This is a genomic window from Gordonia sp. DT101 (genome assembly GCF_049844895.1).
Taxonomy (GTDB): domain Bacteria; phylum Actinomycetota; class Actinomycetes; order Mycobacteriales; family Mycobacteriaceae; genus Gordonia.
In genome coordinates, this window is record NZ_JBNCLX010000001.1 from 762425 (window position 1) to 777067 (window position 14643).

Consider the following 14643-nt stretch of genomic DNA (forward strand, 5'->3'; position numbering starts at 1 on the left):
TGCCATCCCACCCCGGTGGCAGAATGCAGGCCATGTCGGAACGAATCCGCGGACAGATCTGGCGCGACGGCGAGAAGGTCGACGGATTCGAGCTGAGCAGGGTCTCCGACTGTCTCGCCGATTCCGATCTACTCGTCTGGGCCGACCTGGAATGCCCCACGAGCGAGACGATGGCGACCCTCGCCGATGAACTCGACCTCGATCCCTTCGCGATCGAGGACACCACCGCCTCAGCGGAACGGGTCAAGACCGTCGCGTACGCCCACCACACCTTCCTCATGGTCTATGCCGTCGTACTGAAGGGTGCGGACACCGACCAGCGGCCCGAAGCCCAGAAGTCACCGGCCGAACAGGCCAAAGCATTTGATCTCCATCGGATCTCGGTGTTCGTCAAAGGGAATGCACTGATCACCGTTCGACGCACCGCCGACTTCGACATCGACACGGTGGTGCAACGCTGGGACGACATCGGCGGCGAGCAATACGGGATCGGGGCGTTGCTGCACGGACTTCTCGACGTCGTCGTCGACGGTCATTTCGATGCGGTCCAGCAACTCGACGACGCGATGGAAGACCTCGAGGGACTGCTCTTCGACGAGCGGGTCGCGGGCCGCGCACTCCAGCGCCAGACCTACGATCTCCGTAAGGATCTGGTGCTGCTGCGGCGGGTGGTCCTGCCGATGCGGGAGGTCATCGGAGGTATCCAGCGCAGGCGATTCGAGAACAAGGCGCCTCCCGAGCTCGATCCACACTTCTCCGACCTCTACGACCACGCGCTGCGCGCAGCAGAGTGGACGGAGTCGTTGCGCGACATGGTCACCACGATCTTCGAAACCAACCTGTCACTGGCCGACGCCCGGCTCAACACGGTGATGAAGAAGCTGACCGCGTGGGCCGCGATCATCGCCGTACCGACCGCGATCACCGGGTTCTACGGTCAGAACGTGCCGTACCCCGGTTACGACCACACCATCGGATTCATCACCAGCACCGTGCTGATCGTGGCGATCGTGGTAGGGCTCTACTTCAGCTTCCGCCGGCGCGACTATCTCTGAGTCGCAACCACTCCGAGCGGATATCAGGCGGGACGCGGGATCGCCGACGCCATGCTCTGACCGATCCACTCCGGCACGTCGCGCCGCACGTCCGACGGCGCCAGAACCGTTATCCGATCGTCGCGCAGGCCGGTTCGCCAGTCGATGTCACCGCGCCACACCTCGGTGAGGGTGCGCAGATCGGTGACGACGGTGGCGTCGACGTCGTAGCCGGGGTTGAAATCGCAGACCTGGGCCTCGCCGTCGCTGACCACCAGCCACCACGAGCCCGCTTTGCCGATGACGTCGCGAAAGTTGAACTCCACCATGGTTCGCCGTCGGGGCCAGCGGCCGATGGGCACGGTGCGGTGGATGTCCCACATCAACAGATGCGGGTCCAGGTCGACGTCGCCGAGCTCCCCGATCCAGCGCGTACCCCAGGCGCTCAGTGCGGTCACCACTTCGGTGAGTTCCTCGCCTTTGTCGGTCAATGTGTATACCGACCGACCACCGACTTCGGATCGTCGCACCACTCCCGCACGTTCGAGACCGCGCAGACGCTTGGTGAGCAAAGCAGGTGACATCTTGGGTACGCCGCGCCGCAGTTCGTTGAAATGCCTACTGCCCAAGAGGAGTTCACGCACGACGAGAATCGTCCAGCGCTCATCGAGCAGTTCCATCGCCTTGGCGACCGGGCAGAATTGTCCATAGGAGGTCATCGGGACCCCTTCCCTCGGTGCCTCAAGTACACACCCGCACCGCGACGATGACCAGTACAGATTCAGTACCGCCGCCGGTTCATTTCCTGGTCTGGATCGACAGCCGGCGCGGCGAGATGCTGACTACGTCATTCGAACCGACCGAGGAGACACGATGTCCATCGAGAACATCACCACCGACCAGGCACTGAAGGCGAAGCACCGCGCACTATGGGCGTCCGGTGACTACCCGGCCGTTGCCGATGTGATCACGCCACTCGGCCCGCGCCTCGCCGACGCCGCCGCCATCGGCCCCGGCGATCGCGTGGTCGACATCGCCGCGGGCGCAGGCAACGTGGCCATCCCGGCCGCGCGGATCGGGGCGCACGTCGTTGCCACCGACCTCACCCCGGAACTGCTGGAAATCGGCGAATTCCGGGAGCCCGACCTCGGAATCATCTGGCGCACCGCCGATGCCGAGGATCTGCCGTTCGACCAGAGCTCCTTCGACGTCGCCGTGTCGTGCGTCGGCGTGATGTTCGCACCCCACCATCAGCGCTGCGCTGACGAACTGATCCGGGTCTGCCGTCCCGGCGGCCGGATCGGCCTGATCAACTGGACACCCACCGGCTTCATCGGCCAGTTGTTCTCCGTCATGAAGCCCTACGCACCGCCGCCCCCACCGGGCGCGAGCCCCGGCGTGCTCTGGGGAGATCCCGACCATGTGCGCACCCTGCTCGACGATCGCGTCCACGACATCACTGCCACCACCGAGTCACTCCCGGTCAGTCGATTCGCCGACGGTGCGGCGTTCCGGGACTTCTTCAAGGCGACATACGGTCCGGCGATCGCGACCTACAAGGCGATCGGCGACGATCCGACACGGGTTGCGGAGCTGGATGCAGAGATGGCGGCACTCGCCGACGACCACATCGACAAGGGGCAGATGGAGTGGGAATACCTGCTGGTCACGGCCACCGTCACCAGCTAGTCGATCGAATTGCACTGAGGGACAACAATTCCCGAATAGAGGTTATGATCGGGCAGGTGGATTCGACGATCGTTCACCTGCCCGACCTCCCGACACAGGCCCGTCGCCTCGTCGACCTCGGCGTCGCGCGGCTCGCCGGCATCGACGACGCAGCGATCGTCGACGCCGCAGCGGCCGCAGCAGACACGGGGAACGCGCTCCTCGTCCCACACCCGGAACTCCTCGCACCATCGGCGGCCGCACCGCTGCTCACCCGGGCAGGCAAATCCGGGTTCGTCGTCGTCGACATGACCGACCTCGACGACTTCACACCGATCACGGGCGTCGACCTCCCGGCCGGGCCGTTCTACCTGCTCTCGGACATCGATCGCGGCGACGCGATGGCGAACTGGAGTCCCGACGAGGCACTCCCGTCGATCACCGGTGCTACCCGCACCCCGCTGACGATCGGAGAAGGCATCGCCTGGCTCCTTCAGCAACCCGGACAGCTCCAGCCGAATCGGTGCTTCATGACCATCGGCTCGCGCCTGCGGAAGCCGAACGGTCGCCTCGACGCCCGCACCCCGGCGATCTGGATCTCCGGGGGCACCGGCAGAGACGGGCGCGAGCGCAAGGGCGCGCCGAAGGTCGGCTGGTGCTGGGCGGGTAACCGCCACATGTGGCTCGGGTTCGCCTCGGCAGTGGACCGTCGGTCCATCAGCTGACGAAGGCCGCCTCGCCCTCCGGATGACGGGCCGCGTGGCGTCGGGCAGCGACGAAGCAGATCAGCGCCACCACCGCGGAGCAGACCATCACGCAGGCCATCGGGACGGCGGTGTCGTCGCCGGCGAGACCACCGAGGGGCGAGACCACGCCGCCGACGAGGAACATCAGACCGCCCAACACGGCACTGCCGGCGCCTGCTGCGTCGCGGGTGTGTTCCATCGCGAGCGCCGCACTGTTGCCCATGACGAAGCCGACGGAGGTCACTGCCACGAAAAGCGGCACGACGAGCAGGACCGGAACCGGTGACAATGCCGCACCGAGCACGCACACCGACGCGACGAAGAGCACCGGCACCGCGATCCGGATCGTGTGAGCCGGATGCACGCGTCTGCGGGACAGGCGGGCGGCCACCAGACCCGCGATCGTCATCCCCAGGGCGTTCACCGCGAAACACAGTCCGTAGACCACCGACGATGTGCCCAGCACGCGCTGATAGACGAACGACGAGCTCGAGATGTAGGCCATGAGCGAGCCGAAGGCGAAGGCCTGGGTGAAGACGTAGGCGAGAAATGCCGGCCGTCGGAACCGCCCGAGCAGGTCACGGTAGCCGAGGCGTGGCGCGCGGTCCTTCGCGGCGAGTGTCTCCGGCACCGACGTCACCGCCATGATGAGCTGCACGACGGTGGCCGCGAGGATCACCGCCAGCACGCCGCGCCACGAGACGTGTCCGGCCAGGACACCACCGATGACGGGTGCGATGACCGGGGCGAGGCTCTGGATGGTCATCATCAGCGTCATCGATCGGGCGCCGGCGAATCCGACCAGGAGGTCGGCGATGATGGCGCGGGCGATGACCATGCCCGCCGCCGCGGCCACTGCCTGGACGAAGCGGGCGGCGATGAGGACCTCGATGGTCGGTGCCGCCACCACCACGATGCCCGCGAGAACCGCGGCCGCCGAGCCGATCACCAGGGGTCGACGTCTGCCGTAGCGATCCGAGACCGGGCCCCACAACACCTGCCCGACTGCGACACCCACCAAGAACGCCGTGAGTGTCAGCTGCACCGACGTGGCGTCGGTGTGGAGCGATTCCTTGACCTCCAGGAAGGACGGGAGATAGAGATCCGTCGCGATCGGCGCGGTCGCCGAGAGCAGCGCCAAGGCCAGGAGCAGCCGCGGCCCCAGGCCGTCGCGGGTCGTGGTCGCGGTCGTGGTCACGCGGGAAACGATAGTGTCGGCGATCGGTCGTGAGTGACGCGTACCCGGCAGTCACGCTCATCCGCCCGGCGAGATACCTCGGATCGGTGAATCCACCTTCGTTGCCAATGAAGGTGGATTCGTCGAGTCGAGGTTAATGCTTTCCGGATGAGCTCGGCCCCGACGCTTGACGCGGAAGCGGAGGGATTTGAACCCCCGGTGGTTTTACCCACGCTCGCTTTCAAGGCGAGTGCATTCGGCCGCTCTGCCACGCTTCCCTGCCGACGAGGTTACTGGAGCGGGCCCGTCAGACTCGCATCGACCTTGCCGAACACCGACTCGAGCGCACGCACTTCACCCTCGTCGATCTGGTCGAAGAGGTGTCTGCGGATCCGCGCGACGTGATCGATGGTGGCCGCCGCGACCAGATCTCGCCCAGCGTCGGTGAGCCGGACGAGCCGACTGCGTCCATCGGAGGCCTCGGTGAACTGTTCGACGTAGCCGAGCGCCACCAGTCGCGCGATCAATCGGCTGATTCCGCTGCGGGACACCATCCCCTCTTGGGCGAGCTCCGACATCCGCTGCGGCCCCTCGCGCGCGATGGAGACCATCGTCCGATACTCCGCGTAGCTGATCCCGTTGTCGGCGGTCAGCCGTTCGTCGAGGTGATCGATCAGCCGCATCGACCCGACCAGCACGGTCAGCCAGACGCGCATCTCCTCCTCGGACAACCCCTCGGGTGCGGGCATGTCCTCCCCTGTCTCCCCGACCCGATCCCGGAGATTGTGACAGCATCGGCACCGTGCGCGCCATAGCCGGAACCGACCAGCTCTCCGTGACCACCCTGCCCGATCCGGAGCCCGAGCCGACCGAAGTGGTCATCGACGTCGTCGCCGCGGGTGTCAACCGGGCGGATCTCCTCCAGAAGGCCGGTCACTATCCACCGCCGCCCGGTGCGGTCGACACGCTCGGCCTCGAGGTGTCGGGGCGGATCTCCGCGGTCGGACGGCAAGTCTCGACCTGGTCGATCGGCGACGAGGTGTGCGCCCTGCTGGCCGGTGGTGGCTACGCCGAGAAGGTGGCCGTGCCTGCGGTGCAGGTGCTGCCGAAGCCGCTGGGTGTCGACCTCACCTCCGCTGCCGCGTTGCCCGAGGTCGCCTGCACCGTGGCGTCGAACCTCTTCGACACCGCGCACCTGGAGAACGGTGAGTTGCTGCTGATCCACGGCGGGTCGAGCGGGATCGGCACCCACGCAACCCAGGTCGCCCATGCGATGGGGATCAGGGTCGCGGTCACCGCTCGCACCTCCGACAAGCTCGCCCGCTGCCAGGATCTCGGCGCCGACATCCTGATCAACTACGCGACCGACGACTTCGTCCAGATCATCCGCGACAGCGGCGGCGCCGACGTCATCCTCGACATCATGGGTGCGGCCTATCTCGAGCGGAACGTCAAGGCGTTGCGGACGGGTGGACGGCTGGTGATCATCGGGATGCAGGGCGGGATCAAGGCCGAATTGCCGATCGGCACACTGCTCTCCAAACGCGCCGCGGTCCACGGCACGATGCTGCGGTCCCGACCCGTCGAGGGCGCCGGCTCCAAGGCGGAGGTGGTCGCGACGACCCGGCGGGTCATCTGGCCGCTCATCGACGAAGGGACGGTTCGTCCGATCGTCGACTCCACGTTCCCACTCGACGACGTCGAGGCCGCACACACGCGCCTCGACAGCGGCGACGCTATCGGCAAGGTGCTGCTGACGATGGAGTGACGCGCGTCGTCGCGGGCTCAGGCGAGCACTCGCCGATCACTCCGGGCGGTCGGACAGCCCACCGTTGATCTTGCGGAACACCTCACCGAGCGTCTGGTACTCGTCGGCCGTCACCCGGTCCACCACGAGCCGCCGGATCAGGTCGTTGCGTACCGACACATGCCGATCCCGCGCAGCCAGACCACATTCGGTGATGCGGACGTACCGATGGCGGGCGTCGGTCCCGCATTCGACCCGCTCGACCAGACCGTCGGCGATGAGCCGCGCGGTCTGCCGCGACACAGTGCTCACCGTCATGTGCACATCCGCGGCGAGCTCACTGATCCCACGCGTGTGGGAATCGCCGAGAGCCTCGAGGACGCGCAGATCGGCCTGGGACATCCCCTCGGCCGACATCGCCGTGTTGATCTCCGCCAGCAGACCCCAGCCACCCTTGACCACAGCCCGCCAGATGTCCAGCTCCGTGGAACTCAGGGCCTGATCGGCCGCTCCGGAGTCGGCGCGCATCAGTGCACAGCCGAAATCGCGACAACCTTCATTGTCGTGAACTTAATGGCCGCGATGCCGAATTGCGAGTCAGGTGACCCACTTCTCAGACAATTGACCAACTCGTGTCGTTCAGCCGAGTGACCCCAGCGCACGCGCGAGGTGATCCACCTCATAGGGGGTGGAGTAGGGCCCGAGGCCCACCGTGACCGCGCCGCCGAAATCGCCCGCTCCCAGGCGGGTCAGCGCACGACTCGGCACGTCCGCGAGGGCACAGATCCCGTTGTCGGCGAGCCGTCGCACCACCTTGTCGGCACTGACGCCGTCAAAGGTGAAGCTCACCGCCGGGACACGATCTTCCACGGTGCCCACCAGGCTCACCTGGTTGAGGTGCTGCAGGGTGGAGGTCAGATAGAAGGTGAGCCGCCGCAGGTACTCGTTCACGCCGTCGAGGGCGGTCACGACCCGCCGGCGACGCTTTCCGATCGCATCGTCGTCGAGGGCGGCGAGGTGCTCCACGGAAGCGACGAGGCCTGCCAGCAATGCACCCTGGTGCGGTTCGGGCTCCAACCGCGCCGGCCCGACGGCTCGCGGATCCATCGCCAGGGAACGCAGGCGATCCATGGCGGCGGCGCTACGGAATCCCATCGCCGCCACCCGCGGTCCACCCCAGCGTTCGGCGGAGACGATCAGCACGTCGGCGCCCAATTCGCCGATGTCGAGCGGAAGATACGGCGCAGCGCTGGTCGCGTCGACCACCAGGAGGGCACCGGCGGCACGCGCCCTGGTGGCGATCGCGCCCACGTCGGTGATCGCACCGACGGTCGACGACGCCAGGGTCACCGCGACGACGTTGGTCCGCTCGTCGATCAGATCCCGGTACTGCCAGGTCGGCAGGGCGCCGGTCTCGACGTCCACCTCCGCCCACCGGGTCCGGGCGCCGTGCCGGTCGGCGACCCGCAGCCAGGGCACGATGTTGGGTTCGTCGTCCTGGCGGCTGAGCACCACGTTGCCGCCCAGCCAGGACGAGACCGGCATCGCATCCGCGAGGCCACTCACCAACGCCGACCGCGACGGACCGAGGACCACGGCCGCGGAATCCGCGGCCATCAGGTCCGCGATCGCGCGGCGGGCACCATCGACCACCTCGGCGGATGCCCGAGCGGCCGGATACACGCCACCGGGTGCCGCCCCGAGCTGACGGAAACCTTTCGACACTGCGGACGCGACCGAGTCCGGTATCTGCAGACCGGCCTGCGGGTCGAGATGGATCCAGCCGTCACCGAGCGAGGGGAACAATCCACGCACGTGTGCGACGTCGAAGGCCATGGCTCTCACGATAGACATGGGGTAGCACGACCACTGACACACGTCCTTCGGCACAATGGGTGGCATGACATCTGGACCGTTCGGAGGCAGCGACCCACGCACCGGCGTTCCCGGCGAGGAACCGGAGAACGTGATCGTCGTCGGGGGGCAGTCCGGCGGCGACGCCGACGGTGACGGCAGCAGCGTGGCCGACATGGTGGAACAGCCGGCCAAAGTGATGCGGATCGGCACCATGATCAAGCAGCTGCTCGAGGAGGTGCGGGCGGCTCCGCTCGACGAGGCCAGCCGCAATCGGCTGCGCGAGATCCACGAATCGTCGATCCGGGAACTCGAGGACGGTCTCGCCCCTGAACTGCGTGAAGAACTCGAGCGGCTGGCGCTGCCCTTCACCGACGACGGGACGCCGTCGGACGCCGAGCTACGGATCGCCCAGGCCCAGCTCGTGGGCTGGCTGGAAGGCCTGTTCCACGGCATCCAGACCGCGCTGTTCGCCCAGCAGATGGCCGCTCGCGCACAGCTCGAACAGATGCGGCAGGGAGCACTCCCTCCCGGCGTCGTGACCGGCGGCGGACCGCATGGACCCAGTACGGGGCAATACCTCTGATGCCCCGCTTGTATGCTGGGTCCCCGTGTCATCGGTAGTCAACAGCGAGGTACCCCCAGCACCGGCGGTGTCCGATTCGCGCACGCTCCGCCGGGCGGTCAAGGATCTCCGCGACGGCCTGACCACCTCCGAGCTGTGGCTCCACCTCGGGTGGCAGGACATCAAGCAGCGGTACCGGCGGTCGGTGCTCGGTCCGCTGTGGATCACCATCGCGACCGGCGTCACCGCCGTCGCCATGGGCCTGCTGTACGGCGAGCTCTTCGGGATGGACATCAAGGTCTTCCTGCCGTACGTGGCGCTCGGCTTCATCTTCTGGAACTTCATCCAGAGCTCGATCCTCGAGGGTGCCGAGGTGTTCTCCAAGAACGAGGGGCTGATCAAACAGATCCCGGCACCGGTCAGCGTGCACGTCTATCGCGTGGTGTGGCGTCAGCTGATCATCTTCGCGCACAACGTCGTGATCATCGTGCTGATCTTCGTGATCTTTCCGCCGCCGATCCATTGGTCGGTGCTGCTGGTGTTCCCGGCCATCTTCCTGTTCGTGCTCAATTCGGTGTGGGTGTCCATCGTCTTCGGCATCCTCTCCACCCGCTTCCGCGACATCGGTCAGCTCCTCACCACCGTCGTGCAACTGGTGTTCTTCATGACGCCGATCATCTGGAGCACCCAGAGCCTCGGGAACACCGCGGCCGGCGAGAAGTCGCCGCGATTGAAGCTCGTCGAGCTCAATCCGATGTTCCACTACCTCGAGATCTCCCGCGGCCCACTGCTGGGGCAGTCGGTGGCGTTCTACCACTGGGCGATCGTGATCGGCTGTACCGCGGTCGGGTGGCTGATGGCCATGCTGGTGATGCGCAATTATCGAGCCCGCGTGGCGTACTGGGTTTAGGACGGGCGAGAAATGGCACCTGACGACAACGTTCGTGTGGACACGTGGGGGGCGTGCGTCGACTTCCCGATCTTCGACGCCAAGACCCGCTCACTGAAGAAGTCCGTGATGGGGGCGGCCGGTGGCGTGATCGGGTCCACCGATTCGAATGTCGTGGTGGTCGAGGCGCTCAAGAGCATCGACCTGCACCTGCAGCACGGCGACCGGGTGGGGCTCGTCGGGCACAACGGTGCAGGCAAGTCGACACTGCTGCGACTGTTGTCGGGCATCTACGAGCCCACCCGCGGATCGTGCCGGGTGAGCGGGCGCGTGGCCCCGGTCTTCGACCTCGGCGTCGGCATGGACCCCGAGATCTCCGGCTACGAGAACATCATCATCCGCGGCATGTTCCTCGGGATGACCCGCAAGGCGATGCTCAGGAAGATCGACGACATCGCGGAGTTCACCGAGCTCGGTGACTATCTGCAGATGCCGCTGCGAACCTACTCCACCGGAATGCGGGTGCGCGTGGCGCTCGGCGTGGTCACCAGCATCGATCCGGAGATCCTCATCCTCGACGAAGGTATCGGCGCGGTGGACGCGGACTTCATGAAGAAGGCCCGCACCCGACTGCAGGCACTGGTCGAACGATCCGGCATCCTCGTATTCGCCAGCCACTCCAACGAATTCCTCGCGCAACTCTGCGACCGCGCGCTCTGGATCGACCACGGTCAGATCCGGATGGAGGGCGGCATCGAAGACGTCGTCGGCGCCTACGAGGGCCCGGCGGCCGCCGCCCACGTCCGGAAGGTACTCGCCGAGATCGAGGCACCGGGCGCATGACCGAGCGCGTGATCGCGGTGGTGGTCACCCATCGCCGAGTCGAACTCCTCGCCGGTTCGTTGGCCGTCGTCGCCAACCAGGACCGGCCCATCGATCACCTGATCGTGGTGGACAATGCCGACGAACCAGAGGTCGCCGAGCTCGTTGCTGGACAACCGATCCCGACGACCTACCTCGGTTCGCAGCGCAACCTCGGCGGCGCGGGCGGCTTTGCGCTCGGCATCCTGCACGCGCTGGCCATGGGTGCGGACTGGGTCTGGTGCGCCGACGACGACGGCCGCCCCGACGGCCCGGCCGTGCTGAGCACCCTCCTCGATTGCGCTGCACGGCATCGGCTCGACGAGGTCTCGCCGGTGGTCGCCAACATCGACGACCCGGACACCCTCGCCTTCCCACTGCGTCGTGGACTGGTGTGGCGGCGCAAGCGCTCCGAGCTGTTTTCCGACGCCGGGAGCGCAGCGAGCGGGTCGCAGGTAACCGACGCCGGGAGCGCAGCGAGCGGGTCGCATGTAACCAGCGGAGAGGCCACCGCGGACGATCTCCTGCCCGGCATCGCGTCACTCTTCAACGGCGCGCTCTTCTCGGCGCGCGCGCTCGAGGAAGTCGGCGTGCCGGATCTCCGGCTGTTCTTCCGTGGCGACGAGGTGGAGATCCATCGTCGGCTGCAGCGGTCGGGGCTCGCGTTCGGCACCTGCCTGACGGCGGGCTACCTACACCCCGACGGCTCCGACGAGTTCCGGCCGATCCTGGGCGGGCGGATGCACACGCAGTACCCCGACAACCCGACGAAGCGCTTTTTCACGTATCGCAATCGCGGTTACCTGATGAGCCAGCCCGGGATGCGCAGGCTGCTGCCGCAGGAGTACGCCCGATTCGGCTGGTATTTCCTTGTGCAGCAGCATGATCCGAAGGGTTTCGCGGAATGGATGCGGCTGCGGCGACTGGGCCGTCGGGAGCGGTTCACGCGGCCGTAGGGGTGCGGTCGGTCCCGAGATCTCGATACGGCTCCTCGCTCCGCTCGGTGCCTACTCGATCGACCGGAGGACGGCGAGTAGCGGCGAACTCCCCAACGCTGGTCGAGTAGCGGCGAACGAAGTGAGTCGCGTATCGAGACCTCCTGCGATTCCAGTGATCTCGACACGGCTCCTCGCTACGCTCGTCACCTACTCGATCGGCGGTGCCGCCCGCTTCGGCGGCGTCATACCGACAGCCGTCACCGCACCGAGCACCGCAACCAGCCCGAGCACGAACCAAGCCTGCTGAAAAGCCTTGTGCGCAGCTGCATATCCGACTGGCGTGCCGATGATCGCAACCAGCAGGCTGACGCCGAGAGCCATGCCGATCTGGCGGCTCATGTTGACCACCGCGCTCCCGGTCGCGGATTGACTTGCCGGAAGGTCGGCGGTGGCCGACGAGAGGATGGACGGTAGCGCGAGTCCGACACCCATTCCACCGATCAGCCACCCGGGCAGGATCTCGGTCGCATAGTCCGGGGTCGCGTCCACCGACAGCGCGATGATCACGCCACCGAGTCCGAACAGCACGCATCCGGCGGACACGATGGCACCCACCGGGATACGCGCACTCAGCCGATGGGCCACGGCGGCGAAGATCGGGACCATGAGAGGTCCGGTCGACACCGCGAATCCGGTCTTGATCGCCGAGTAGCCCCAGACCTGCTGCAACCAGAGAATGTTCGCGAGCAGGGCACCCGCGAACGGGATCGCGAAGAGCACCGCGGTGATGTTCGAGAACGAGAAGGCCCGTACTCGCAACAACGCCGGGTCGATGACGGGCTCAGGGTGCCGCGCGGAACTGACGACGAACCCGACGAGTGCGACGACGCAGATGACCCACGAACCGACGATCCTCGGGTCCGTCCAGCCCCATTCGGTGCCTTCCACGAGGCCGAGCGTCAGCGCCCCGATCGCTACGGCCAGCAGGGTGGCGCCCAGCAGGTCGGGGAGTTCGGTCTCCGTCTCGTTTCGCGAGCGGGTGAGCACGACGGCCCCGGCGATCAACGCGGCGATCCCGACCGGGACGTTCACCAGGAACACCCAGCGCCACGATGCCTCGACGAGCAGACCCCCGACGGCCGGCCCGAGGGCCGCGGCGAGCGCGCCGGTGGCGGCCCAGATGCGGACCGAGCGAGCGCGCAGGTGCGGCGGCATGGTCGAGACGACCAAACCGAGGCTCGCCGGGGTGAGGATCGCGGCCCCGACCGCCTGCAGGCAGCGGAACGCGACCAACCACCAGACCCCCTGGGCCGCAGCACACGCGGCGCTGGCGACGGTGAAGATCGCCAGTCCGAGCAGGAAGCCGCCCTTGCGACCGAACCGGTCGACGATCCGACCCGCCGGAACCAGCAGCGCGGCGTAGATGATCGTGTACGCGTTGAGCACCCACGACAGTTCGGACAGGCCGACACCGCCGAAGTCGCGCCCGATGTCATCGAAGGCCACGTTGACGATGAAGACGTCGAGACTGGCCATGAATGCGGCCAGCGACAGTATCGCCAGGACCACACCGGGACGACCCGGTGTCGACGTCTCCGCAGGCGTCCGTCCGATGAGTTGTTTCACGCAACTGATGTAATCAGAGTTGAGTTGTTTGACGCAACTCACTACTGTGGGGTCATGCGCCGGACGCCCTTCACCGATATGAACTGCTCGGTCGCCCAGACGCTGGAGATCGTCGGCGAGTGGTGGACCCTGCTGATCGTTCGCGACGCACTACTCGGCGTGACCCGGTTCGACGAGTTCTCGACGCGCCTGGGCATCGCACGCAACGTACTCACCCAGCGGCTCGACACCCTCGTCGAACACGAGGTGCTGACCAAACAGCCCTACCAGGACAAACCCGTGCGTTTCGACTACCTGCTCACCGACAAGGGCCGCGACCTGTGGACAGTGGTCGCGGCGCTGCGTCAATGGGGCGACACGTGGGCCGCCGAGGGTGGCGCGCCCGTCGTGACCACACACCGCGCCTGTGGTCACACGATGGTCGTCGAGCCGATGTGCTCGGAGTGTGGCGAACGGGTCACTCGCGACTCCCTGCGGGTTCACCCGGGACCCGGCGCCGGCGAGAACAGCCCGCTCCCCCAGCGCTGACCAGTCCAGGCCTGTCCCACCGAAGCAGTTCCACAGCCATCAGTTCCACGATCGAGAGGACCATCACCCATGCACATCAATGGCCACACCGTCCTCGTCACCGGCGCATCGAGCGGGCTCGGCGTCGAGTTCGTCACCCAGGCACTCGGGCGCGGGGCCGCGAAGGTCTACGCCGCGGCGCGACGTGAGATCAACCACGCCGACCCGCGCGTGGTCCCGATGCGTCTCGACGTGACCGAGCCGGACAGCATCGCGGCTGTCGCGAAGGCCGCACGCGACGTCGACATCCTGATCAACAACGCCGGCATCCTCGGCGGTTCCTCGTTGCTGACCTCGCCCATCTCTGAGATCCGGGATGTCTTCGACACCAATGTGTTCGGAGTTCTGGAGATGACCCGGTCCTTCGCACCGACGCTCGCCTCCCGGGGCGGCGGTGCCGTTGTCGACATCGCGTCGGTGCTGAGCTGGATCGCCGCACCGGGCGCCTATTCCTCGTCGAAGGCCGCCCTGTGGGGATTGACCAACAGCCTGCGCGCCGAGCTGGCCACGCAGGGCACACAGGTCCTCGGCGCGCACCTGTCCTACGCGGCGACCCCGATGACCGAGGGTGTCACGGACGCTCCGAAGCTCGCCCCGGACATGGTGGTCGGGCAGATTCTCGATGCACTCGAAGAGGGTGCCGACGAGGCGATCGTCGACGACATCACCGCCGCGGTCCGCGCATCGCTGAGCACCAACACCACCGCGGCACTGCCCGGCTGAGCCGGTGATTCGGCGCTCAGCGCGCGAATCGGCCGACGGCGTCCAGCCGGATGACGAGGCGTGGTGCGTGCTGCCCACCAACGCGACCCGTCCTCGGATGACTCCGCGGATCCGAGACGCGGATGTCGGGCCGTCGGCGCGGAATCCCGATTGCTGCCGGCGAGAAACCGGGTGCCGTCGACGAGGGTGGCGACTGGCCGGCCCGGAGCCCGGGGGATTCCTTCCCAACGTAATTAGAACGTGTTCTA

16 protein-coding genes and 1 tRNA gene are annotated in these 14643 nt (G+C 67.0%); 10 read left to right on the plus strand and 7 right to left on the minus strand.

The annotated features are described in order from the left end of the window. Positions 1-32: 32 nt before the first annotated feature. Positions 33-1055: a magnesium transporter CorA family protein gene (locus tag ACLQ3I_RS03800; RefSeq protein ID WP_425800141.1), complete on the plus strand. Its 1023-nt coding sequence runs from the start codon at positions 33-35 to the stop codon at positions 1053-1055. A gap of 23 nt (positions 1056-1078) precedes the next feature. Here the strand turns inward: ACLQ3I_RS03800 and ACLQ3I_RS03805 are convergent, their stop codons facing one another. Further along, positions 1079-1753, minus strand: a complete 675-nt coding sequence (locus tag ACLQ3I_RS03805) for a winged helix-turn-helix transcriptional regulator (RefSeq protein WP_425800142.1) — start codon at positions 1751-1753, stop codon at positions 1079-1081. A gap of 154 nt (positions 1754-1907) precedes the next feature. On the opposite strand from ACLQ3I_RS03805, the gene ACLQ3I_RS03810 reads away from it, so the two are divergent. Together ACLQ3I_RS03810 and ACLQ3I_RS03815 are read left to right on the plus strand one after the other, a co-directional pair. Continuing rightward, positions 1908-2723: a class I SAM-dependent methyltransferase gene (locus ACLQ3I_RS03810; protein ID WP_425800143.1), complete on the plus strand. Its 816-nt coding sequence runs from the start codon at positions 1908-1910 to the stop codon at positions 2721-2723. 56 nt (positions 2724-2779) lie between these two features. Then, positions 2780-3427, plus strand: coding sequence for a DUF5701 family protein (locus ACLQ3I_RS03815; RefSeq protein ID WP_425800144.1), 648 nt, complete (start codon positions 2780-2782; stop codon positions 3425-3427). Here ACLQ3I_RS03815 and ACLQ3I_RS03820 read toward each other — a convergent pair. The 3 genes from ACLQ3I_RS03820 to ACLQ3I_RS03830 form a co-directional block, all read right to left on the minus strand. Beyond that, a complete protein-coding gene (locus ACLQ3I_RS03820; RefSeq protein WP_425792992.1) occupies positions 3420-4646 on the minus strand; it encodes a multidrug effflux MFS transporter in 1227 nt (408 codons plus the stop codon). The two genes, ACLQ3I_RS03815 and ACLQ3I_RS03820, sit on opposite strands and share 8 nt — an antisense overlap. 172 nt (positions 4647-4818) lie before the next feature. Continuing rightward, a tRNA-Ser gene (locus ACLQ3I_RS03825) sits at positions 4819-4903 on the minus strand. Positions 4904-4915: 12 nt separating this feature from the next. Further along, positions 4916-5374, minus strand: a complete 459-nt coding sequence (locus tag ACLQ3I_RS03830) for a MarR family winged helix-turn-helix transcriptional regulator (protein WP_425792993.1) — start codon at positions 5372-5374, stop codon at positions 4916-4918. Between the two features lie 53 nt (positions 5375-5427). On the opposite strand from ACLQ3I_RS03830, the gene ACLQ3I_RS03835 reads away from it, so the two are divergent. Next, positions 5428-6393, plus strand: a complete 966-nt coding sequence (locus ACLQ3I_RS03835) for an NAD(P)H-quinone oxidoreductase (protein WP_425800145.1) — start codon at positions 5428-5430, stop codon at positions 6391-6393. A gap of 36 nt (positions 6394-6429) precedes the next feature. On the opposite strand, the gene ACLQ3I_RS03840 is transcribed toward ACLQ3I_RS03835, so the two are convergent. Then, entirely contained in the window at positions 6430-6900 is a 471-nt protein-coding gene (locus ACLQ3I_RS03840; RefSeq protein WP_425800146.1) for a MarR family winged helix-turn-helix transcriptional regulator, read from the minus strand. Positions 6901-7011: 111 nt separating this feature from the next. After that, positions 7012-8208 carry an aminotransferase class V-fold PLP-dependent enzyme gene (locus ACLQ3I_RS03845; RefSeq protein WP_425800147.1) on the minus strand — a complete coding sequence of 399 codons (1197 nt, stop codon included), beginning with the start codon at positions 8206-8208 and terminating at the stop codon, positions 7012-7014. 64 nt (positions 8209-8272) lie between these two features. On the opposite strand from ACLQ3I_RS03845, the gene ACLQ3I_RS03850 reads away from it, so the two are divergent. From ACLQ3I_RS03850 to ACLQ3I_RS03865, 4 genes are all read left to right on the plus strand, one after another. Further along, complete coding sequence (locus ACLQ3I_RS03850) at positions 8273-8812, plus strand: bacterial proteasome activator family protein (protein ID WP_164309555.1); 540 nt, start codon at positions 8273-8275, stop codon at positions 8810-8812. Positions 8813-8837: 25 nt separating this feature from the next. After that, positions 8838-9701: an ABC transporter permease gene (locus ACLQ3I_RS03855; protein WP_425792997.1), complete on the plus strand. Its 864-nt coding sequence runs from the start codon at positions 8838-8840 to the stop codon at positions 9699-9701. 108 nt (positions 9702-9809) lie between these two features. After that, complete coding sequence (locus tag ACLQ3I_RS03860; protein ID WP_425800712.1) at positions 9810-10523, plus strand: ABC transporter ATP-binding protein; 714 nt, start codon at positions 9810-9812, stop codon at positions 10521-10523. Then, complete coding sequence (locus ACLQ3I_RS03865) at positions 10520-11497, plus strand: glycosyltransferase (RefSeq protein WP_425800148.1); 978 nt, start codon at positions 10520-10522, stop codon at positions 11495-11497. Before ACLQ3I_RS03860 ends, ACLQ3I_RS03865 begins: the two co-directional genes overlap by 4 nt. A gap of 189 nt (positions 11498-11686) precedes the next feature. Here ACLQ3I_RS03865 and ACLQ3I_RS03870 read toward each other — a convergent pair whose 3' ends face one another. Beyond that, a complete protein-coding gene (locus ACLQ3I_RS03870; protein WP_425800149.1) occupies positions 11687-13105 on the minus strand; it encodes a DHA2 family efflux MFS transporter permease subunit in 1419 nt (472 codons plus the stop codon). A 54-nt stretch (positions 13106-13159) separates the two neighbouring features. Here ACLQ3I_RS03870 and ACLQ3I_RS03875 point away from each other — a divergent pair, with 54 nt between their 5' ends. Together ACLQ3I_RS03875 and ACLQ3I_RS03880 are read left to right on the plus strand one after the other, a co-directional pair. Further along, a complete protein-coding gene (locus ACLQ3I_RS03875; RefSeq protein WP_425800150.1) occupies positions 13160-13633 on the plus strand; it encodes a winged helix-turn-helix transcriptional regulator in 474 nt (157 codons plus the stop codon). A 69-nt stretch (positions 13634-13702) separates the two neighbouring features. Then, positions 13703-14395: an SDR family oxidoreductase gene (locus ACLQ3I_RS03880; RefSeq protein ID WP_425800151.1), complete on the plus strand. Its 693-nt coding sequence runs from the start codon at positions 13703-13705 to the stop codon at positions 14393-14395. Positions 14396-14643: the final 248 nt, after the last annotated feature.